At 72.5% G+C, this 20,120-nt stretch carries 11 protein-coding genes; 7 read left to right on the top strand and 4 right to left on the bottom strand.

Features of this window, described 5'->3' with window-relative positions:
- Nucleotides 1-34: 34 nt before the first annotated feature.
- Nucleotides 35-433 carry a hypothetical protein gene (locus AC3WQR_RS00930; RefSeq protein WP_062472018.1) on the bottom strand — a complete coding sequence of 133 codons (399 nt, stop codon included), beginning with the start codon at nt 431-433 and terminating at the stop codon, nt 35-37.
- Between the two features lie 477 nt (nt 434-910).
- Here AC3WQR_RS00930 and AC3WQR_RS00925 point away from each other — a divergent pair, with 477 nt between their 5' ends.
- Entirely contained in the window at nt 911-1,273 is a 363-nt protein-coding gene (locus tag AC3WQR_RS00925) for a hypothetical protein (RefSeq protein WP_447745405.1), read from the top strand.
- A gap of 60 nt (nt 1,274-1,333) precedes the next feature.
- Here AC3WQR_RS00925 and AC3WQR_RS00920 read toward each other — a convergent pair whose 3' ends face one another.
- Nucleotides 1,334-1,468, bottom strand: a complete 135-nt coding sequence (locus AC3WQR_RS00920; RefSeq protein ID WP_260684871.1) for a hypothetical protein — start codon at nt 1,466-1,468, stop codon at nt 1,334-1,336.
- Between the two features lie 149 nt (nt 1,469-1,617).
- Between AC3WQR_RS00920 and AC3WQR_RS00915 the strand changes: the two genes are divergently transcribed.
- On the top strand, nt 1,618-2,115 hold the full coding sequence (locus AC3WQR_RS00915) for an arsenate-mycothiol transferase ArsC (protein ID WP_062482660.1): 498 nt from the start codon (nt 1,618-1,620) through the stop codon (nt 2,113-2,115).
- Between the two features lie 6 nt (nt 2,116-2,121).
- On the opposite strand, the gene AC3WQR_RS00910 is transcribed toward AC3WQR_RS00915, so the two are convergent.
- The gene (locus AC3WQR_RS00910; protein ID WP_070061202.1) at nt 2,122-2,442 is read right to left on the bottom strand and encodes a hypothetical protein; all 321 of its coding nucleotides are present in this window, start codon (nt 2,440-2,442) and stop codon (nt 2,122-2,124) included.
- Between the two features lie 266 nt (nt 2,443-2,708).
- Here AC3WQR_RS00910 and AC3WQR_RS00905 point away from each other — a divergent pair, with 266 nt between their 5' ends.
- Nucleotides 2,709-2,966: a hypothetical protein gene (locus AC3WQR_RS00905; protein ID WP_062482654.1), complete on the top strand. Its 258-nt coding sequence runs from the start codon at nt 2,709-2,711 to the stop codon at nt 2,964-2,966.
- Between the two features lie 235 nt (nt 2,967-3,201).
- On the opposite strand, the gene AC3WQR_RS00900 is transcribed toward AC3WQR_RS00905, so the two are convergent.
- On the bottom strand, nt 3,202-3,570 hold the full coding sequence (locus AC3WQR_RS00900; protein WP_492740934.1) for a hypothetical protein: 369 nt from the start codon (nt 3,568-3,570) through the stop codon (nt 3,202-3,204).
- 234 nt (nt 3,571-3,804) lie between these two features.
- Here AC3WQR_RS00900 and AC3WQR_RS00895 point away from each other — a divergent pair, with 234 nt between their 5' ends.
- The 4 genes from AC3WQR_RS00895 to AC3WQR_RS00880 all read left to right on the top strand — a co-directional run bounded on the left by AC3WQR_RS00895 (nt 3,805) and on the right by AC3WQR_RS00880 (nt 19,880).
- Nucleotides 3,805-4,527, top strand: a complete 723-nt coding sequence (locus tag AC3WQR_RS00895; RefSeq protein WP_159276242.1) for a secretin and TonB N-terminal domain-containing protein — start codon at nt 3,805-3,807, stop codon at nt 4,525-4,527.
- Between the two features lie 5 nt (nt 4,528-4,532).
- Nucleotides 4,533-5,093, top strand: coding sequence for an RNA polymerase sigma factor (locus tag AC3WQR_RS00890; RefSeq protein ID WP_095745876.1), 561 nt, complete (start codon nt 4,533-4,535; stop codon nt 5,091-5,093).
- A gap of 22 nt (nt 5,094-5,115) precedes the next feature.
- Nucleotides 5,116-6,084 (top strand): FecR family protein, encoded by a 969-nt coding sequence (locus AC3WQR_RS00885; RefSeq protein WP_492740933.1) that lies wholly within the window; start codon nt 5,116-5,118, stop codon nt 6,082-6,084.
- A 131-nt stretch (nt 6,085-6,215) separates the two neighbouring features.
- Nucleotides 6,216-19,880 (top strand): filamentous hemagglutinin family protein, encoded by a 13,665-nt coding sequence (locus AC3WQR_RS00880; RefSeq protein ID WP_492740932.1) that lies wholly within the window; start codon nt 6,216-6,218, stop codon nt 19,878-19,880.
- Nucleotides 19,881-20,120: the final 240 nt, after the last annotated feature.

Raw genomic sequence — 20,120 nt, 5'->3', positions numbered from 1 at the left:
AGGGCAACCTCGCCGGCGTCAGCGACTCAGTGCATCAGCACTTCATGGCCGTGGCTTGTGCGGCGAAGGCGTCGGAAGCAGCCTTGCATGCAGCGCCGAGTTGGGCGGCGTTGGCGCCGTAGCTGGCCCAGGTGGCCTTGGTCTGCTCGAGGCTGCCCTTGAGCGCGTCGGCGGCGGCACCGCTTTGCTTGCCCACGCAGGCGCTCACCTTGTCCAGGTACTCCTGGCATTCCTTGGGCACGTCGGCCGATGCCGTCGTGGTGGCTGCAGGCGCAGCAGCAGCCGGTGCGCTGGCGGCCGGTGCGGGTGCCGGCGTGGCCGGTGCGGTGGCAGCAGGTGCTGCGGGAGCGGCCGGCGCTGCGGGCGTGGACTCTTGCTTCGAGCAAGCGGTGATGGCGGCAGCCACGAAGATGAGTGCGAGCAGTTTGTTCATTTTTTCTTACATGAGCGAGTTGGATGATGTGCCACGCCTCGTGTCCTCCGGTGCGCAGTGCGCACACCAGGAACGCAAGATTCGGGGCCGGAACAGTATCACCGCGCCCTGTGCAACAGACCCCCGCGAAGGCAGGAATCGGGGGTTCGTAGATGCTCCAAAAACGTAACAATTATCTTGAATCGTTAAATATTGCCGGGTTAAGCAGTCGAAGCTGCGCGGGCGTACACAGGGGGCGTGATGGCCCGCCGAACCGGGTGCTCGACTGGTCTCGCATCTGCAAGCGGATGTTGTTGATTCTTTCGAATTACATCGAAGCGACGAGGCCGCGCGAAGTTTCCTGAAGGCGCGCTGCGGTCCATTTCCGGAGTCGACCGAGCGGCCTGCCGTGCCTCTTCGGCGGTCGCGCACATGGTTACAGCCCCGTGCCTCAGACCCGCTTGTCGCGGTGCGCGTTAGCCGGCAGAACATGGCCGGATGTGGCCCGGTTCCCGGGTGGTCGAATATGTGGCGCGGCTGGCGGCGATGGAAACGAACGAGGGTACGGCCGTGGCGGCGGGGCAGTCGCTGCGCGCCATCGACAACAGCCCGGTGCGCCGGCTGCCGCACCTGCTGCTGGCGCAGGACCACGGCGGCCCGATCGCGCTCAACCCGACCGCGCAGAAAAAAGACCTGCGTCCGGCCGAGGCCTGGTTCCGCGTGACGGTGGAGGGAGAGGACGACGCGCCGGTCGACGGCGTGCGCGAGGTGCGCGCGCATTTCGAAGGCACCCGCGAGAGCCTGGCCCGCCGCTGGATCCATGCGGCGACCTCGGTGCTGATCGAGCAGTCGGGGTTCTGAACAAGCGCGCCCGCTTGCGCCGGCCGGCCACGTGCCGGCAGGCGATGCCCGCGGTCTGCCTTACAGCCGGGTGTGCTCGGAGCGCGGCAGGCGGTCCTGGTCGGAACGCAGGACTGCCAGCATGCTCATGAGCGTCACGCCCGCGGCAAGACCGACCAGGAAAGCAAGCACAACGAGGGAGGGGTCGGTTGTCATGCGGTTCTAACGCCGACCCATCCCGCAAGGTTTACGAGTGTTTACACTTATTTGTCATGTCTGCAGGTCCGGGGTAAACAGGCGTCTGCAAAAGGGTCCCTGTGCTTCGGCACCCACCTGCCACACGGCGTGGCTATAGTCGTTCGACCATGCAGAAACGGATCGAGGTTGTCTTTGTCTCGCGGCGCAATTCGCTGCGCAGCGTGCTGGCCGAGGCCTGTCTTGCCCACCTCGATGCGAAGCGCTTTTCGGTGCGCTCGTGCGGGCAGCCGGGGCGGCTGGCGGCGGACGTGCACCCCGCGGCCGTCGAGGCACTGGGCAGCGCCGGCATGGCCTTGCCGACCTCGCCGCCGCGCAGCTGGGACCTGCTGGCGCGCGCGGGATCGCACAACGCCGATGTCGTCATCACGCTCGACCCCGCGCTCGAACCGCTGCAGCCGCGCTGGCCCGGCCAGCCCGATGCGGCCCTGTGGCCTTATCCCGACGTGGCCGGCGCCAACACCGGCCCGGACGACGCGGCGCATGGCGCGCTGCAGGTGCTGTACTCGCTGCGCCGCCGGCTCGAATTGCTGGTCAACCTGCCGCTCGTGGGCGCCGACCGCAGCGCGCTGCGCTCCGACATCCGGGACATGGCGCACATGCGCTGACGCGCGCTAGGGAGCGGCCAGCCGCAGCACGAAGGTCTTGGTGTGCGGGTCGGTGAGAAACACCTGCGCCACCTGCCAGGCCTGCGCATGCGCGTCGCGCCAGGCGGTGGCGTACTTGATGTCCAGGCGGGTCATGGGCGGTTCGTCGAGCCGCTCGAGCCGGCGCCAGAGCCGGTAGCAGTGCGCAACCTGCCGGGGCGAGCCGAGCAGTTCCTCGAGTTTGATGCGGTAGGTGAATGCCGCCACCATCACGTCGCGCACCGTGACGTTGCGCCCCTCGACTTCGATGGTGTAGAGGTGTTCGGCGGAGTGGGTCTCGTCCTTCATGCGGCGGCGCGGAAATCGGGGCGGACGGTGTCGACCTGCGGGGCAGGCCGGTCGGGAGGATGCGCAGAAAGAGGGAGACGGATCACGGCCGCTCCATCCTAGATGGCACGCTGTTTCGGCGCGAGTGCCGAAAGTCATGCGGATGTTCACACATGGTGTCCCTTTGCGCGAAGCGCGTGAAATTGTTATTAAACGAAATTAAATGCTAATACCTAGGAACTATGTCCTAGGGCGGCGCCGGCAGTAGCCCTAAGCTCCTCACTGACATGAGCGCCACACAGCAACATCTTTTCGTCGAACTTTCCGACGGTTGGTCCAGCGAGATCGACATCCGCCAGACCACCGGCGGCCGCTATGCCGGCGTTGCCGAACTTCGCCTGCGCGGGCTCAAGCGCGGCGTGCTCGTCTTCATGCAGCAACCCTCGCTGGACGCCGCGGTCGCGCGCGTGCGCCTGCGGGCCAGCCAGTTCGCCCGCGAGCGCCTGTCGCTCGCCGAAGCCCGGACCGGCGCACGGGCGAGCTGACCGGGTTCATCCGCACCCCGCGGTTGAAGTTTTTCTATCCCGGCCATCGGGATTGCCAAACCCGCAGCGCCCGCAAGCGGCGCACCATCGAGGCTCACGGATCTCACCGATGGAGCACACGACATGTTGAAGACCTTCAGGAAAGCCATGGGCGTCGCCATTTCGCTGGCCGGGTTCGTGGTGCTGGTGACCCAGCAACTCTGAACGCCCGGCCTCTTTTCCCGCATGGCCTCGCTCAGGGCCGGGGCGGCAGCAGCGGCGAGGTGTACACCGCCGGCGGCGGACGCTGCGGATACACCGAAGTGCCGAAGGTGTTGCCCATGCGATGCCCGGTCGCCGCGCGATTGAACAAGCCCAGCTGATTGCCCGGCCGCTGCGTGATCGCTTCCGAGGCCAGCCCGGGCGCGGCGTCGTCCGGCCCGCGTGCCGGCATCGTGGGCGCGAGCTTGCGGGTCAGGCAGTCGTAGGCGGGCGTGCGCTCGCCATTCACCACCACTTCGACGCAGCTGCCGTCGGCCTCGCCGCCGGAGGGCGACGTCTGCGCTGCCGCGCCAGTGGCGATCACCGAGAGCATCACGCCGAACAGCCACACACCGACGCGCATCGTTGCACCCCAGGAAGAAAGTAGAAGGAACGCCGTGCCATGGCAACGGCCAACCCGGCAGTCTGGACTGCGCGCAAGTCAGGAAGAAGACGGAATCTCGCGAGGTCGGAAGTGTGAACGAAACGTCACATGTCGGTCATGCACGGTCGCTAGTCTCGCCCGCACGCTCACCCGGGCCGCACGGCGGACGGCCGCTTTCCAGACCCTTCGTTGCTGCTGTTGATCCTCCGTCACATGACACGTACTTCCGCATCGGGCGGTGGCCTGACACTGTCCTGGTGCCTGGTCATGGCGCTGGTGATGTGCGCCGCCCATGCCGCGGCAGCCGACGACCCGGCGAGCGACGCGCCGGCGCTGCATTTCGACCTGCCGGCGCAGCCGCTGGCGCGCTCCCTCGCCGTCTTCGGCCACCTCACGGGGCATTCGGTGCTCGTCACCAGCCGCCTCACCGACGGCCGCGAGGCGTCGCCGGTGCAGGGCGACTTCGCACCGCGCGACGCGCTGCAGCGGATGCTCGTGGGCACCGGGCTGGTGGCGCGCTACACCGGCGCCAGCGCGTTCACGCTCGTGCCGACACAGCCGGCGACCGCCGCCCCCGATGAACGCGCGCCGACGGGCGCCGCCCCGGCCGGAAACGTCCCGGCCTTGCAGGCCTACGCGGCCGTCCTGCAGGGGGCGGTCACGCGCGTGCTGTGCATCGCGCAGCCCGACGCCTTCGGCCGCTACCGGCTCGCGGTCCAGCTGTGGATCGACCCGGCGGGCGCCGTCACCGAGGCCCGCCTGCTCGAGGGCAGCGGCGTGCCGGCGCGCGACGCCACGGTGCTCGCCAGCCTGCGCACGCTCGGCCTGGACACGCCGCCGCCGGCCGCGCTGCCGCAGCCCGTCACGCTGCTGCTGACCCCGCGCCCCGACCCGGCGCGCGACTGCCGGCCGTACCTGCGCGCGCGCGCAGGCTGAGTCGCATGTCCGAATCGATCAAGGCCTCGCTGCGCGCGCTGTTCCTGGCGCGCTATGCGCAGTTCCGCAAGCACCTGCACCACCGCCTCGGTTCGGAAGACCTCGCCAACGACGCGCTGCAGGAGGCCTACCTGCGCGTGGAGAACTCGACCGTGCGCAGTGCCGTGCGCTACCCCTCGGCCTACCTGTTCCGCATCGCGCTCAACGTGGCGGAAGACCAGCGCAAGAGCAATTCGCGGTTGCTGAGCGTGGGCGAGGTCGAGGCGTTGTACGACATGGCCGACGAGGCCGCCGACCCCGCGCGCGGTGCCGAGGCGCGCAACGAACTCGAGGCGCTCGAGCGCGCGCTGGCCGAGCTGCCGCGCCGCCGCCGCGCCATCGTGCTGGCCGCGCGTGTCGACGAGATGCCGCACAAGGACATCGCGGCGCGCTACGGCGTGTCGGCGCGCACCGTCGAGAAGGAATTGCGCGCCGGCCTGGAACATTGCTGCGAGCGGCTCGGGCGGGATTTCATCCAGCGCTTCGGTCCTGGCGCCGGAAAACAGTCTCCCCATGATGACCGCTGAAGAACCCCAGGCGACCGAGGCCATGAAGCAAACCCTGCAACGCGAAGCGCAAGCCTGGGTGGTGCGGCTCGGCTCGCAACAGGCCACCGAAGACGACGCCCAGGCCTTCCGGCGCTGGTGCGCGCGCAGCCGCGAGCACGCGCAGGCTTTCGTGCAGGCGCGCCAGGTGTGGCAGGCCATGGCGCCGGCCGCGCAGCGCGTGCGCCAGCAGGAAGCGCGCGAGGCGGCCCGCCGCCGTCTGCCGGTGCCCGGACGCCGTGCCTTCCTGGGCGGTGCGGTCGCGGCGTCGGTCGCCTACCTCGCGGTGTCGCCGCCGCTGGCGCTGTGGCCCTCGGTCACCGAATGGGGCGACGACTACCGCACCGCCACCGGCGAGCAGCGCGAGGTCGCCATGGGCGACGGCGTGGTGCTGCAGATGAACACGCAGACGCGCATCAACCTGCGGCGCGCCGCAGCGTCGGAGCCTGCAGGCGAAGCCATCGAACTGGTGTCCGGCGAGGCCGAAGTGCTGGCTGGCGGCCCGGCCTCGGCGCGCGTCACGGTCGCGGCGGGCGGCGGCACGGTGTCGGCGACGCGCGCGCGCTTCAACATCCGCCACCTCGACGGCGAGGTCTGCGTGACCTGCCTGGCGGGCCAGGTCGACGTGGCGCAGGGCACGCAGCAGGCGCGGATCGACGCAGGCCGGCAGCTGCGCTACGGCCCCGCGGGGCTCGGCGTCGTCACCGGCGTGGACACCGGCCCCGTCGTCGCCTGGCGCCGCCGCCAGCTGGTGTTCGACCAGGTGCCGCTGTCGCAGGTGGTGGCCGAGGTCAACCGCTACCGCCACGGCCGGCTCATCCTCACGAACGAGGCGCTGGGCCGCAGCCGCGTGCAGGCCAGCTTCTCCATCGACCGGCTGGACGACGTGGCCTTCCTCGTGCGCGACGTGTACGGCGCCGAACTCACGCAGCTGCCCGGCGGCATCGTGCTGCTGGGCGCCGCCAGCGCCTGAAGTGCGTTCGTGAAGATTTCGTGACATGGTGCAGTCGCGCCGGACCTTCGCTGTCATAGCTCGGTAGTCCACGGGCCCTTGCGCTTCGTGGCCCCGATCGAGCAACGAAACACGAACCCATGGAAGTCCGCATGCAACGCAGCAGCCGCCGCACGGTGTCCCGGCGCAATCCGCCGAACGCGTCCTCTTCTTCTTATTCGTCTGCCGCATTCGCGCAGGTCCGGCTCACGCCGCTGGTGCGCGCCATCGCGCTGCTGCTGGCCGGCGGCGCCGCGTTCGACGGGGCGCAGGCGCAGCAGGCGTTCAGCGGCGCGTGGATGGCGCAGAAGAACATGGCGCAGAGCACCGCGCTCGCCACCGGCCGCCTGCCGAACGGCCTGCCCGCCGCGATGCTCGCGGGGCCGCAGGCGCAGCAGCAGCGTGCCAACGAACAGCTGCAGCAGTCCCTCGGCAACCTGAACCTGGCGGCGCGCGCCATCGCAGCGCAGCAGTCGGCGCAGGCCGCGGCACGCGCCGCCGCGCAGCACGACCCCTCGGTGCCCGACGGCCTGGCCGAAGGCGGCCTGAAGGTCGACACGAACGCGCTCACCGCCGGCTGGCACAACGCGCGCCCGCTCACGACCGATTCGCAGCGCCAGGCCGCGGGCCGCACCGTGGTCACGGTCGAGCAGACGGCCGACAAGGCGATCCTCAACTGGGAGACCTTCAACGTCGGGCGAAACACCACGGTGAAGTTCGGCCAGCAGGCCAGCTGGTCGGTGCTCAACCGCGTGAACGACCCGAAGGCGCGGCCTTCGCAGATCCAGGGGCAGATCCAGGCCGACGGCACGGTGATGGTCGTGAACCGCAACGGCATCGTGTTCAGCGGCAGCAGCCAGGTCGACACGCGCAACCTCGTGGCCGCTGCCGTGGGCATGAGCGACGCGCAGTTCAAGCGCGGCCTGTACAGCGAAACGCGCGGCAGCACGCAGGTGCCGGTGCTGGCCAACGACCTGGTGCTCCACGCCACCGGCGCCACGCACGGCGCGGCCACCGCCGACGTGGTGGTGGAGCCCGGCGCGCGCATCGCCACGCGCCGGCCCACCAGCGTCACCGAGGGCGGCGGCTACGTGCTGCTGGCCGGGCGCGAGGCGCACAACCACGGCAGCATCACGACCGCCAACGGCCAGACCGTGCTGGCCGCCGGCGACGCCTTCGTGATCCGCAAGGGCATGGGCACCGACGGCAACAGCGACTCGAGCACGCGTGGCAACGAGGTCGATCCGCTGCGCCTGGCCGGCAGCGCCGCCGGCCGCGTGCGCAACACCGGCCTGATCGCCGCGCCGACCGGCGACGTGACCCTGGTCGGCAAGACCGTGGAACAGCAGGGCGTGCTGCTGTCCAGCAGCTCGGTCAACACGCGCGGCACGCTGCACCTGCGGGCGGTGGGCGAGGCCGGCGAAGCGCGCGTGACGCTGGCGCCGCAGAGCACCAGCGCGATCGTGCTGGAGAACGACGGCGCGACCGCGCTCGACGTGCAGCGCGACACCTTGCTGAAAGACTCGATGCGCCTGAGCGACGGCGGCTACAACCGCCGCGACCAGTCGCTGGTGAAGATCGACTCGGCCGGCGACATCGACTTCGACGGCGGCTCGCTCACCCTGGCCACCGGCGGCCAGGTGCAGGCGCGCGCCGAGCGCCGCACGCGCGTGGCCAGCGGCGCCGCCATCGACGTGGCCGGCGCGGTCGGCGTCGGCGTGGCCATGGCGTCGAACAACGTGAAGATCAACGTGCAGGGCAACGAGCAGCGCGATGCGCCGCTCAACCGCGACGGCAAGCGGCTGAACAACCTGGACATGTGGATCGACCGCCGCGACCTCGTGCGCGTGGCGGCCGGCGTCAACGGCTACGCCGGCGAGCGCTGGTACACCGGCGGCGGGCTGCTGGAGGTCGGCGGCTACCTCAACACCGACGGCCACACGGTCGGCGAATGGGCCGCGTCGGGCGGCACGGTGGCCTTTGCCGGCGGCGAGCTGGTCACGCAGCGCGGCTCGCGCATCAACGTGGCCGGCGGCACGCTCGACGTGCAGACCGGCCGGCTGCAGCAGAGCTGGCTCAAGGGTCCCGACGGGCGCCTGTACAACCTGTCGACCGCACCGGCCGACATCGTCTACACCGGCCTCTATCGCGGCTTCGAGGACGAGCACGCGCGCTGGGGCAAGACCACCACCGGCTACTTCTACAACCCGCTGATCGCGCCGCGCGAGCGGCTGGAAAACGGCTACACCGTGGGCCGCGATGCCGGCCAGGTGCAGGTCGGCACGCGCGCCGCGGTGCTCGAAGGCGACATCGACGCGACCGTGTTCCAGGGCGAGCGCCAGCAGCGCAAGCGCGATGTCGGCCTGGACAGCTACCGCCAGCTGCAGACCGCGGCCCCGCTGGCCGGGCGCCTGGTCATCGGCGGCGTGGCGCCGGTCTACGACGCCGCCACCGGCCTGCTGCGCGACAACCCGTCCGCGCGGGTCGACCGCGTCACCTTCGCCGAGGCGCCGATCTCGCCCGCCTCGCTGGCCGATGCGCTGGCCGCCGGCGAGGCACTGCCGAAGGACCTCGCGGGCCACGTGCGCATCGACAGCCAGTGGCTGCAGCGCCAGCGCCTGGGCGGCGTCGTCGCCTATGCGAACGACACGGTGGCGGTGACGTCGGCCCTTGCCGTCGCGCCCGGCGGCAGCATCGCGCTGCACGCGCCCACGGTGGCGGTGGAGGCCGACCTGGTCGCGCGCGGCGGCAGCATTGCGCTGGGCGACCTGGTCAGCCGCTTCGCCAGCGCCAACGGCGGCAGCTGGGTCGACATCTCCATCGCCGACGTGCTGCCGGTCGGCTACGCGCCGCGCGTGGCGGTGGGCGAGGGCGTGCGGCTGGATGCGCGCGGCCTGTGGAGCCACGTCGCGCAGTCGCCCGATCGCATCGAGGGCCTGCCCTATGTCGACGGCGGGCAGGTCACGCTGCGCAGCACCGGCGATGTGGTGCTCGGCGCGCGCAGCGTGGTGGACGTGTCGGGCGGCGCGGCCCTGCTGGCCGGCAACGAACTGCGCGGCGGCCGCGGCGGCGACGTGACGCTGATGGCGGCCCAGCCCGGCAACGAAGGCGCGGGCCCCGGCACGTTGCGCATGGATGGCGAGGTGCGCGGCCACGGCGTGAAGGGCGGCGGCAAGCTGACGCTGGCCAACGGCGCGGCCATCGGCATCGGCGAACTGCCCGCGGGCGGCGACGGCCAGCTCGCGGCGGGGCGCAGCAGCACCGTGCACCTGCGGCTGGCCGGCGACTACGTGATCGCGGCCGGCAGCGAGATTCCGATGGACTTCGCCGTCACGGTGTCGCGCGCGCTGCCGGGCGAGGCGCTCAAGGAGAGCGTGCAACCCGGCGTCAGCAACGCGCGCACCGTCATCACCGGCGCCGACTGGGTGGTGCCGCCGGGCACGCAGGCGTTCCTGCTCGACGGCAAGGGCTACGAGCCGGGCCAGACGGTGCCGGCCGGCAGCGTGCTGGCGGCCATCACCCTGCTGGCCCAGGGCTACGTGCTGCCCAGGGACGTGTTCCCCTCGGGCCTGCCGATCCCGCCCAAGACCACGTCGTACAAGGCCGGCACGGTGGCCGCCGCCGACACCGTGATGCCCGCGGGCACGCCGATCGTCGCCGGCACCGCGCTGCCGCGCGCGGTCGCGGTGCAGCCGCTGCTGCGCCTGGACACCGACCTGTTCCAGAGCGGCTTCGCGCAATACACGGTGCGCGGCCAGGACGGCGTGGCCGTGGCCGACGGCGCGCGCGTGGAGGTGCGCATGCCGGTGCAGCGCTTCGACCCCGTCGCCGGCGCGCTCGCGCCCACCGGCGCCGACCCGTCCATCGCGCTGCCGCTGTGGACCCCGCCGGTGTACCAGGACGATCCGGTGAAGCAGAAGCTCACCCAGCGCGCCGGCGCCGACCTGACGCTGGAGGCCGGCACGCTCTACCAGCGCGCGCCGCTGGTGGTGGGCGAGGGCGCCCACATCGCGCTCGACCCCGGCCGCACGCTCACGTTGCGCGGCAACGACCAGATCACGGTCGATGGCACGCTCTCGGCCTGGGGCGGGCGCGTCGCGCTGCTGCCGGGCGAGCACGGCATGGGCAACGCGCGCAACCTGGCCGACGGCATGCCCAACGCACGCTCGTACTGGATCGGCGAGCACGCGCTGATCGACGTCGCCGCGCGCCCGGTGGTGGCCACCGACGCGCGCGGCCATCGCTACGGCCAGGTGGCCAACGGCGGCACCATCGAGATCGGCGGGCGCCACGTGCTCGATGCCACGCAGGTGGACGCGGCCGATGCCTTCGTGGTGCTGCGCCCCGGCGCGCGGCTGGAGGCCTCGGGCACCTCGGCGACGCTCGACCTGCCGGGCCGTGGCGCGACCGAGGTCGCCAGCCACGGCGGCACCATCGCGCTGAGTTCCTTCCGCGGCCTGTTCCTGGACGGCGACCTGCGCGCCGCCGCGGGCGGCGCGGGCGCGGCCGGCGGCATGCTGGCGCTGAACCTGGACACGCCCCTCTACGGCACGGTGGCGCGCTACAATCTGAAGGGCGAAAACGTCGACGACGCGGTGCGCGTGCCGCGCGAGATGCTGCTGGCGCAGGTGCAGGGCCGCAGCGCGGTGGCCGACGCCGTGGGCCTGCGCCCGGGCCAGGCGCACGGCGCGCTGGCCTACGGCACGGCGCGCATCGGCGTCGACCGCATCCACGACGGCGGCTTCGACAACCTGTCGCTGCTCAGCCACGGCATGCTGTCCTTCGACGGCAGCGTCGATCTCTCGCTGGGCCAGAGCCTGCGCCTGACCACCACCGCGCTGGCCCTGGCCGAGGCGTCCGTGCCCGATGCGCGCGTGGCACTGGCGGCGCCCTACATCCGACTGGCCGCCAGCGGGCGCACCCAGATCGACGACTACATCCTGCCCAACCCGGTGCTCGGCTCGCGCAACGCCGGCGGGGGGGCCGGCACGCTGGGCGTGCCGCTGGTGTCGGCCGGCAGTTCGCTGCGGCTGGACGCGCAGCTCATCGACCTGGCGGGCATGGTGCAGCAGGGCGTGCGCGGCACCATCGTGCGCAACGTGCCCGAGGACCTGGTCGTGGAGCGCAACGCCTTCGACCGCACGCTGCTGCGCAGCAGCGGCGACCTGCGCCTGTCGAACAACGCCAGGTTCTACGTGCCGGGCGACCTCACGCTGGCGGCGGCGCAGATCTACCCGGCCACCGGCGACAGCGGGCTGGTGCAGGTCGGCCAGCGCAACGTCATCGACAAGTGGGGCACCCGCCAGGCCGAGATGGACATGAACCGCCGGCTGGTGATCGAGCGCGTGGGCGACACCCCGGCCATGCCGCAGTCGGCCTTCGGTTCGCTCACCTTCCACGCCGCCCACATCGAGCAGCGCGGCGTGCTGCGCGCGCCGCTGGGCGGCATCGCGCTGGGCAGCGTCTTCGGCGACACCGCCACCAGCACCGTGCAGCTGCATGCGGGCAGCCTGACCTCGGTCAGCGCCGACGGGCTGCTGATGCCCTACGGCGGCACGCAGGACGGGCTGACCTACCTCTTCAACGGCAAGGACGTGGCCTACCGCGTGCCCGGCGTCGGCCCGGCCATCACGCTGTCCGGCCATGCGGTGGACGTGCGCGAGGGCGCGGTGCTCGACATGTCGGGCGGCGGCACGCTCACCGGCACCGCCTTCCTGGCCGGACGCGGCGGTTCCACCGACGCGCGCATGCACCCGCTGGTGCAGGTGGGCGCGCAGCGCAAGGGCTTCGTGCTGCCCGGCCTGGCGACCAACCCGGTCTATGCCATCGTGCCGGGCGTGCAGCCGCTGCAGGCGCCGCTCGGCGCCGAGAAGGGCGCGAGCGATCCGGCGCTGGGCCGGCAGATCACCATCGGCGCCGGCGTGCCCGGCCTGCCGCCGGGCCGCTACACGCTGATGCCGTCCACCTACGCGTTGCTGCCCGGCGCCTTCCGCGTCGAGCTCAACGGGCTGGCCGCGCAGGTCGGCGCGCCGGGCAGCGCGACGGCGATGCGCAACGGCTCCTACACCGCGCCCGCGCAGCTGGGCGTGGCCGGCACCGGCATCCACGACGCGCTGCCGCTGCAGGCGGTGTTCACGCCGGGCGACGTGCTGCGCACCTACGCGCAGTACAACGAGACCGGCTATGCCGACTTCGCCGTGGCGCAGGCGCTGCGCGACGGCGTGCCGCGCCCGCTGCTGGAGCGCGACGCCAAGGCGCTGCGCTTCCAGTTCGGCCTGAAGGGCTCGGCGGGCGAGATGCCCGGCGAACCCGCGCTGCGCTTCGCCGGCACCGCGCGCTACGCCACGGTGGGCGACGGCATGGGCGGCACGGCGCTGGTGATCGGCGGAACGGCGCGCTCCTTCGAGGTGCTGGGCGACGGCGCCGCGCCCACGCCGGACTTCAAGGGCACCTCGCTGCATGCGCGCGACCTCAATGCCATCGGTGCCGCGCAGCTGGCCATCGGCGGCGCGCCGGCGGGCACCTTCGTGCAGGACGCCACCGCGGCCGACCGGCTGAGGGACGCCAACCGCCTGGGCTTCAGCGGCGCCGCCGAGGGCATCGTGCTGCGCGAGGGCGCGGTGCTGCGCGCGGGCGAGGTGTTCCTGGTCACCGACCGCCGCGACTCGGGCATCACCGTCGAGTCCGGTGCCGGTATCGACACGCTGGGCCGCGGGCCGGCGGCCTGGGACTCGCGCCGCGGCTACATCTACGAGCCGGGCTTGCGCAGCGTGCTGGCGGTGTCCAACGGCTGGATCGACATCCAGCCGCCGTCCGCGTCGAGCGGCGGCCAAACGGGCCCCGGCCGCATCGACATCGGCGTGTGCGCCTCCAGCGGCAGCTGCAGCGCCGGCGCGCGGCTGTACTCCGAAGGCACCATCACCGCCGCCACCGACCAGGCCTTCACGCTGGGCGAAAGCACGCGCTACGGCACGCGCAACCTGGTGCTGGCGCTGGGCGGCATCAACGTGGGCGGCGAACGCGCGCTGGGCGACGCGGCCGCGCGCGGCGCGCTGCCGCCGGGCCTGACGCTGAACCAGTCCGTGCTCGACCGCCTGCTGCGCGGCGACACCAGCACCGGCGCGCCGGCGCTGGAGAACCTGGTGTTCACCGTGCGCGACGCGGTCAACTTCTTCGGCTCGACGCAGCTGTCGACCATCGACCCCGCCACCGGCCAGTCGACGATCGCGCGCCTGATGCTGACCACGCCCGCCATCTACGGCTGGGGCGACGCCGACAGCGTGGCGCGCATCCACACCGACGTGCTGGTGTGGAACGGCACGCGCACGCCGCCCGGCCTGGTGGCCACCGGCGGCGCAGGCACCGGCAGCGGCCGGCTGCAGATCGACGCCCGGCGCATCGAACTGGGCGCCGCGCGCGACATGCGCGTGGACACCGTGCACGACATGGACCGGCTGGTGCTGGGCTTCGGCGAGGTGCAACTCAACGCGAGCGAACAGGTCACGGCGCGGCAGAAGGGCTCGCTCTCGGTTTACCAGTCGCAGGGCGCGTGGGACGAGGCGGCCAAGGGCTATGTGCGCACGGGCGGCGCGCTGCGCATCGACACGCCGCTGTTGACCGGCGAGGCCGGCTCGGTGATGCGCTACACCGTCGGCGGCGACGTGCGCGTGGCCACGCCGCAAGGCATGCGGCCGGGCACGATGACCGACGCCGAGGCGTCGCGCGCGCTGGGCGCCGAGATCGCCATCGACGGACGCAGCGTGACGCTCGACACCGCCGTGGTGCTGCCCAGCGGCAAGCTGGTGCTGCGCGCCGACGGCGACGTGCAGCTGCACGACGGCGCGCGGCTGGACCTGGCCGGCCGGCGCCTGCGCTTCTTCGACGTCGACAAGTACAGCTGGGGCGGCGACGTGGAAATCGAAAGCCGCACGGGCAACGTGCGCCAGGCCGCGGGCGCGCAGATCGACCTGTCGGCGCAGAACAACCGCGCCGGCCGGCTGGCCGTCACCGCGCTGGGCGCGGGCGCCGGCAGTGTCGAGCTGCTGGGCCGTATCGCGGGTGGCAGCAGCGGCGAGTACGACGCGGGCGGCACGGCGGTGCCCTACGCGGCGGGGCGCATCGACGTGCGCGCGCAGCGCCTGGCCGACTTCGCCGGCCTGAACCGCCGCCTGACCGACGGCGGCGTGGTCGGCGAGCGCAGCTTCCAGCTCAAGCAGGGCGACCTGGTGGTGGGCGACGAGCTGAAGGCGCGCGAGATCAACCTCTCGGTCGACGGCGGCCACCTCACCGTGGCCGGCACCGTGGACGCCGGCGGCGTGCAGGTCGGCAGCATCCGGCTGGCGGCGCGCGACGGCGTCACCATTGCCGGCAACGCGCTGCTCGACGCGCACGGCACGCGGCTGCGCGTGGACAGTTACGGCCAGGCCATCGAGGCGCCCAACCGCGCCACCATCGAGATCGACAGCGGCAAGGGCCGGCTGGTGCTGGAGAGCGGCGCGCGCATGGACCTGCGCGCCGGCACCGACGGCACGCCGCGCGCCTTCGGCACGGTGGAGCTCAACGCGCCGCGCCTGGGCGGCGCGCGCGGCAACGACATCGACATCGACGCCGGCGGCACGCAGCGCATCGAGGGCGCGCGCACGATCACCGTCAACGGCTTCTTCCGCTACGACGACGCGCCCACGGGCACCGACCCGGACATCAGCGGGCGGCCCTACCAGCGCATCGACCAGGCCTACCTGCAGGCCAAGCACGAGGACAGCACGGCCTTCATGCGCAACGTGCTGGCCAACAGTGCGCTGGTCGACGGCCGGCTGGCCGGCCTGCGCGCGTACGGCGATGCCTTCCACCTGCGCCCCGGCGTGCAGATCGTGAGCCGGACGCCCGATGGCGACCTGCAGATCGACGGCGACCTCGACCTTTCGGCCTTCCGCTACGACAGCCTCAACGCGCGCACGCAGCGCACTGGCGTCTACGGCTCGGGCGAGGCCGGTGCGCTGGTGATGCGCGCGGGCGGCAACCTGAAGATCCACGGCAGCATCAACGACGGCTTCGACACCTCGGCGCTGCCGGCCACGCGCGACGACGACGGCTGGGTGCTGCTGAAAGGGCGCGTGCCCTTCGGCGGCGACGTGGTGGTGCCGCGCGGCGGCGCCGTCACGCTGGCCGAGAACACCTTCCTGCAGCCCGGTCGTGCGCTCAACTTCCAGGCGCCGCTCAAGGCCATGAGCCTGGCCGCCGGCACCGTGCTGCCGGTGCGCGCGGTGCTCACCGAGGGCTACACGCTGCCCGCGGGCACCGTGCTCGGCGGCGCGGTGCGCGATGCGTCCGGCCAGGTCCTTCATGCGGCCGGCACCGTGCTGGCGCAGCCGCTCGTGCTGGGCGCGAACATGCAGCTGGACCCCGGCGTGCGGCTGGCGGGCGCGGCCAAGGTCGGGCCGATGCTGTGGCCGGTCGGCGTGCCGCTGCCGTTCCCCGACGGCGCCGTGCTGGACGTCAACCAGCCGCCGTTCTACCGCTACAACGGACCGGTGCTGGCGCGCGAGGTGCCGCTGCAGCGCGGCGCCGTCATCCCGGCCGAGACGGTGGTCGTGCTGCCCGGCGGCGCGGCGTCGGTGCGGCTGCGCCTGGCCGATGGCGACGGCAACCAGGGCCGCAACTTCGCCATCGCGCCGATGCTGGCCGAGGGCTCGCAGTCGTGGTCGATGCGCCTGGTGGCCGGCGCCGACACGCAGGCCGCCGACAGCCGCGCGCTGCAGCCGCGCGGGCCGCAGCGCGACCTGCTGCTGGCCGACACGCACTACGGCAACGCCTTCACGAAGGAGCTGGTCTCCGGCGGCAAGGTGTGGTCCTGGAACCAGCAGGCGGCCGACGAAGGCTGGGGCAGCTTGGGCAGCATCCTCACGCCGGAGGAGGTGTCCTGGGGCATGTGCGACATCGGCTACTGCGACCTGGTCTCCGAGACCCCCGAGGTCTGGGACTTCAAGTCCTACCCCGTGCGCCAGCCGCTGTTCAGCGTGGTGCGCACCGGCACCGGCGACCTGGACCTGCTGGCCGGCAACGACTTCACGCAGCGCTCGCCCTACGGCATCTACACCGCCGGCACCCGCGCCGCGGCGCGCGCCGACGACGCCGACTTCCACCTGCCGCGCGCCAAGGGCCCGCAAGGCACGGTGCTCAACGGCGGCTACGACATCTTCGAGCAGTTCGTCGACAGCCAGAGCCTGTACCGCGCCTGGTACCCCGACCATGGCGGCAACCTGCGCATGCGCGTGCAGGGCGATGCGCGCGGCGACACCATCGGCGTGCGCGGCAACATGCGCCGCACGACCGACGAGCTGGGCATCTTCCGCAAGCAGATGCCCAGCGCCATGCTCGGCAACTGGCTGTGGCGCCAGGGCACCGGCAGCGTGGTGCCGGGCGCCGAGGGCGTGCCCACCGCGTGGTGGATCAACTTCGGCAGCTACGTCGCGGGCCACGAAGGCACGACCTACGACCTCGGCGGCCTCTGGCCCTACCTGGTCGGCTTCACCGGCATCGGCACGCTGGGCGGCGGCAACCTGGTGTTCGAGACCGGCGGCAACGCCGGGATGATGGAGCAGATGGGCGACCACAGCGCCACCTACGTGGCGCGCAGCCAGGGCCTGCATCTCGCCGTGGGCAGCACCGGCCGCGTGACGCGCGCGGGCGAACTGCTGCTGACCGGCGGCGGCGACCTGGACGTGCGCATCGGCGGCACGCTGAACCCGGCGCCCGAGGTGCGCGCAGTGCCCGCCAGCACCACCTGGCAGGCCGGCAGCCTCCAGCGCTACGACCGCATGCGGCTGGACCTGAACGGGGTCTTCGCCAACCTGCGCGGCGCGCTGCGGCTGGAAAGCGGCGCGGTGGGCGGCATCGAGCTGGACTTCGGCACGCCCGGCCCGAAGGACTCGCGCGCGCTCAGCCCTTACGTCGCCGGCTCGTCGATCGCCTCGGGCGGCCCGGTGCTGATTCCCGGCGACGCCGGCGTGCGGCTCGATGCGCGCGGCGATCTGGTGCTGGGCGGCGTGGCCGATCCGGGGCGCGTGCCCACGCTCACGCACGGCACGCCCTTCAGCGCCAACGGCACGCAGCACCCGGGCGAAGGCTGGACCTGGTTCTCGCTGTGGACGCCGTCGACCGCGATCGACCTGTTCAGCGCCGGCGGCAACCTCACGCCGACGCTGGGCTGGACCGACCTGGGCGATCGCACCAACCACCAGGCGACCGACGGCCGCTTCGTCTACCCGGCGGTGCTGCGCGCGCTGGCGGCCAGCGGCAGCCTGTACTACGGCAGCGCGAGCTCGGGCGTGCGCGACGAATCGAGCAACGGGCCGGTGCTGTCGCCCTGGAGCCTCACGCTGGCGCCGTCGCCGGTCGGCCCGCAGTACGCGGTGAAGCGCACCGCGCAGCTGGAGCTGCTGGCGCGCGACTCCATTCACGCGGCGGGCTACACCGTCACGCCCTCGGGCGCCGATCCGTCGCGGCTGGTGGACCCGTTCCAGCCGGGCTTCGCCGCGCTGGGCGGCGAACTCTGGTACGGCCGCGAGCTGATCCACAACACGGCCGCCGACGCGCTGCTGCCCTCCATTGCACTGGACGGCCAGAATTCGTGGCTGCGCTTTCCGCTGTTCACGCTCACCTCGCCCAGCGTGGCCGACGTGGCGCCGGCGGGCCAGCCGCCGTCGCGCTTCTATGCGCTGGAGGGCGACATCGTGGGCCTGCGCACCGGCTCGATCGTCTACCGCGGCTCCAACACCGGCGTGGCGACGCCGAACGGGCTCTGGTACGAAGGGGCGGGCCCGGTGGCGATCCGCGCCGGGCGCGACATCGTCGGCGCCGGCACCGCGCTGGGCGAGGTCGATCTCGTGCCGTCGGAGGGCGCGGGCTGGCGCGGGCGCGACTTCCCCGGCCGGCCGGAACTGCCGCCGCAGCCGCAGACGCTGAACGCCGCCTCGGCGCGCGGCAACCTGATCGTGCACCGCCACGCCGACGACGTGTCGGTGGTGGAGGCCGGGCGCGACATCCGCAACAGCAGCTTCCACATCGCCGGCCCCGGCGAGCTGGTACTGAGCGCCGGGCGCGAGCTGTACATGGCCGACAAGGGCGAGCTCAAGAGCCTGGGCGCCATCGTCAACGTGAAGCCGGGCGACCGCAGCAGCGGCGCCGGCATCTCGGTGGCGGTGGGCGTGGGCCGCGACGGGCCGGACTGGGCCGGCTTCGCCGCGCGTTATCTCGACCCCAAGCGCCGTGCCGCCAGCGGCCAGCCCTTCGCCGACCAGCCCGGCACCGCGCTGTACAGCTACGGCGGCGAGCTCACGCTGGCCGGCTGGCTGTCGCAGCAGTTCGGCTACGGCGGCGACGAGGCCGGTGCCGATGCCTACCTGAAGCGCAAGCAGGCCGAGATCGACGGCCAGCGCAGTGAAGGCGGTGGCAGCACGCGCCGCGACCTGGTGCGCGAGTTCGGCCTGGCCGAAGGCCTGCACCTGGTGAACTGGCTGCGCGATCGCTTCGGAGGGAGCAACAGCCAGGGCCGCCACTTCGACGCCGCCACCATGGACGCGCAGGCCTTCTTCGCCGCGCTGCCGCCCGAGCAGCAGCAGGTGTACCTGCGCAACGTGTACTTCGCCGAGCTGCGCGCCGGCGGGCGCGAGTACAACGAAGAGGGCGGTCCGCGCCGGGGCAGCTACCTGCGCGGGCGCGAGGCCATCGCCACGCTGTTCCCCGCGCAGGCCGCCGACGGCAGCGCGCGCCGCTACCAGGGCGACCTGACCATGTTCAGCAGCGCCAACTACTACGCGAGCAGCTCGGACCCGTTCACCAAGCGCCCGCAGGCCGGCAAGAGCTACCTGCGGCGCGACGCCTGGACGGCCGCCGGGCGGCCCAGCGACATCGGCGTGTACGACGCGCTCGACGCCGGCATCCACACCAACTTCGGCGGCAACGTGAACATCCTCGTGCCGGGCGGGCGCACCCTGGTGGGGGTGGACGGCGGCTTCGTGCCGGGCGAGGGCTCGGGCGTGCTGACGCAGGGCGCGGGCGAGGTGCAGATCTACTCGCTGGACAGCATCCTGCTGGGCCAGAGCCGCATCTTCACCACCTTCGGCGGCGGCATCCTGGCCTGGTCGGCGCAGGGCGACATCAACGCCGGGCGGGGCTCGAAGTCGACCGTGGTCTACACGCCGCAGCGGCGCCTGTACGACGACGCCGGCAACGTCAGCCTGTCGCCGACCACGCCCAACACCGGCGCCGGCATCTCCACGCTGAACCCGATCCCCGAGGTGCCGCCGGGCGACATCGACCTGATCGCGCCGCTGGGCACCATCGACGCCGGCGAGGCGGGCATCCGCGTGTCGGGCAACGTGAACCTGGCGGCGCTGCGCGTGGCCAACGCCGAGAACATCCAGGTGCAGGGCAAGTCCACCGGCGTCCCGGTGGTGGCGGCGGTGAACGTGGGCGCGCTCACCAACGCCAGCGCCGCCGCCTCGCAGGCCGCCACCGCGGCGCAGGACGCCGTGCAGCGCGACCGCGCGGCGCAGCGCCAGGCGCTGCCCTCGGTGTTCACCGTGCGCGTGCTCGGCTTCGGCAACGAACCCGCGGGCGGCGAGGGCGGCGAGGGCGGTGGCGCCGGTGCCGGCCGCGAGCGCAGCGGCGCGGCCTACGACCCCAAGGGCGTGGTGCAGGTGCTCGGCGCGGGCGCGCTCACGACCGCGCAGATGCAGTCGCTCACGCCGGGCGAGCAGCGGGGGCTGAAACGCTGAGGCGCTGAACCTTTGCGCTACCCGCGCAGGCGGAAAAAACACAAGGGCCTCCCATGCGGAGGCCCTTCTTCTTATGTGCGCGAAACCCGTCGCGCCGGACCTCGTGCCGATTTCTTGATGAAGTTTTCGTGACAAACGACAGTCGCCGCGCACGCCGTGCGTCTAGGTATCGGTACGCAGCAGCGACATGAAGGCTCTCCACCATGAGCCGCTGCCACGCGAGCTTCATCCTTGAGAACC

The organism is Variovorax sp. FW305-3-2-15-B-LB1 (assembly GCF_058787635.1).
Note: the sequence above shows the minus strand (reverse complement) of the source record. Positions and strands in the feature narration are given on the sequence as shown.

Bases quoted from the DNA above. Each gene is read 5' to 3' on its own strand.
- AC3WQR_RS00890 (WP_095745876.1), top strand. From the start codon at position 4,533: ATGTCCGAATCGATCAAGGCCTCGCTGCGCGCGCTGTTCCTGGCGCGC.
- AC3WQR_RS00905 (WP_062482654.1), top strand. From the start codon at position 2,709: ATGAGCGCCACACAGCAACATCTTTTCGTCGAACTTTCCGACGGTTGG.
- AC3WQR_RS00895 (WP_159276242.1), top strand. From the start codon at position 3,805: ATGACACGTACTTCCGCATCGGGCGGTGGCCTGACACTGTCCTGGTGC.
- AC3WQR_RS00925 (WP_447745405.1), top strand. From the start codon at position 911: ATGTGGCCCGGTTCCCGGGTGGTCGAATATGTGGCGCGGCTGGCGGCG.
- AC3WQR_RS00880 (WP_492740932.1), top strand. From the start codon at position 6,216: ATGCAACGCAGCAGCCGCCGCACGGTGTCCCGGCGCAATCCGCCGAAC.
- AC3WQR_RS00900 (WP_492740934.1), bottom strand. From the start codon at position 3,570: ATGCGCGTCGGTGTGTGGCTGTTCGGCGTGATGCTCTCGGTGATCGCC.
- AC3WQR_RS00885 (WP_492740933.1), top strand. From the start codon at position 5,116: ATGAAGCAAACCCTGCAACGCGAAGCGCAAGCCTGGGTGGTGCGGCTC.
- AC3WQR_RS00910 (WP_070061202.1), bottom strand. From the start codon at position 2,442: ATGAAGGACGAGACCCACTCCGCCGAACACCTCTACACCATCGAAGTC.
- AC3WQR_RS00915 (WP_062482660.1), top strand. From the start codon at position 1,618: ATGCAGAAACGGATCGAGGTTGTCTTTGTCTCGCGGCGCAATTCGCTG.
- AC3WQR_RS00930 (WP_062472018.1), bottom strand. From the start codon at position 433: ATGAACAAACTGCTCGCACTCATCTTCGTGGCTGCCGCCATCACCGCT.
- AC3WQR_RS00920 (WP_260684871.1), bottom strand. From the start codon at position 1,468: ATGACAACCGACCCCTCCCTCGTTGTGCTTGCTTTCCTGGTCGGTCTT.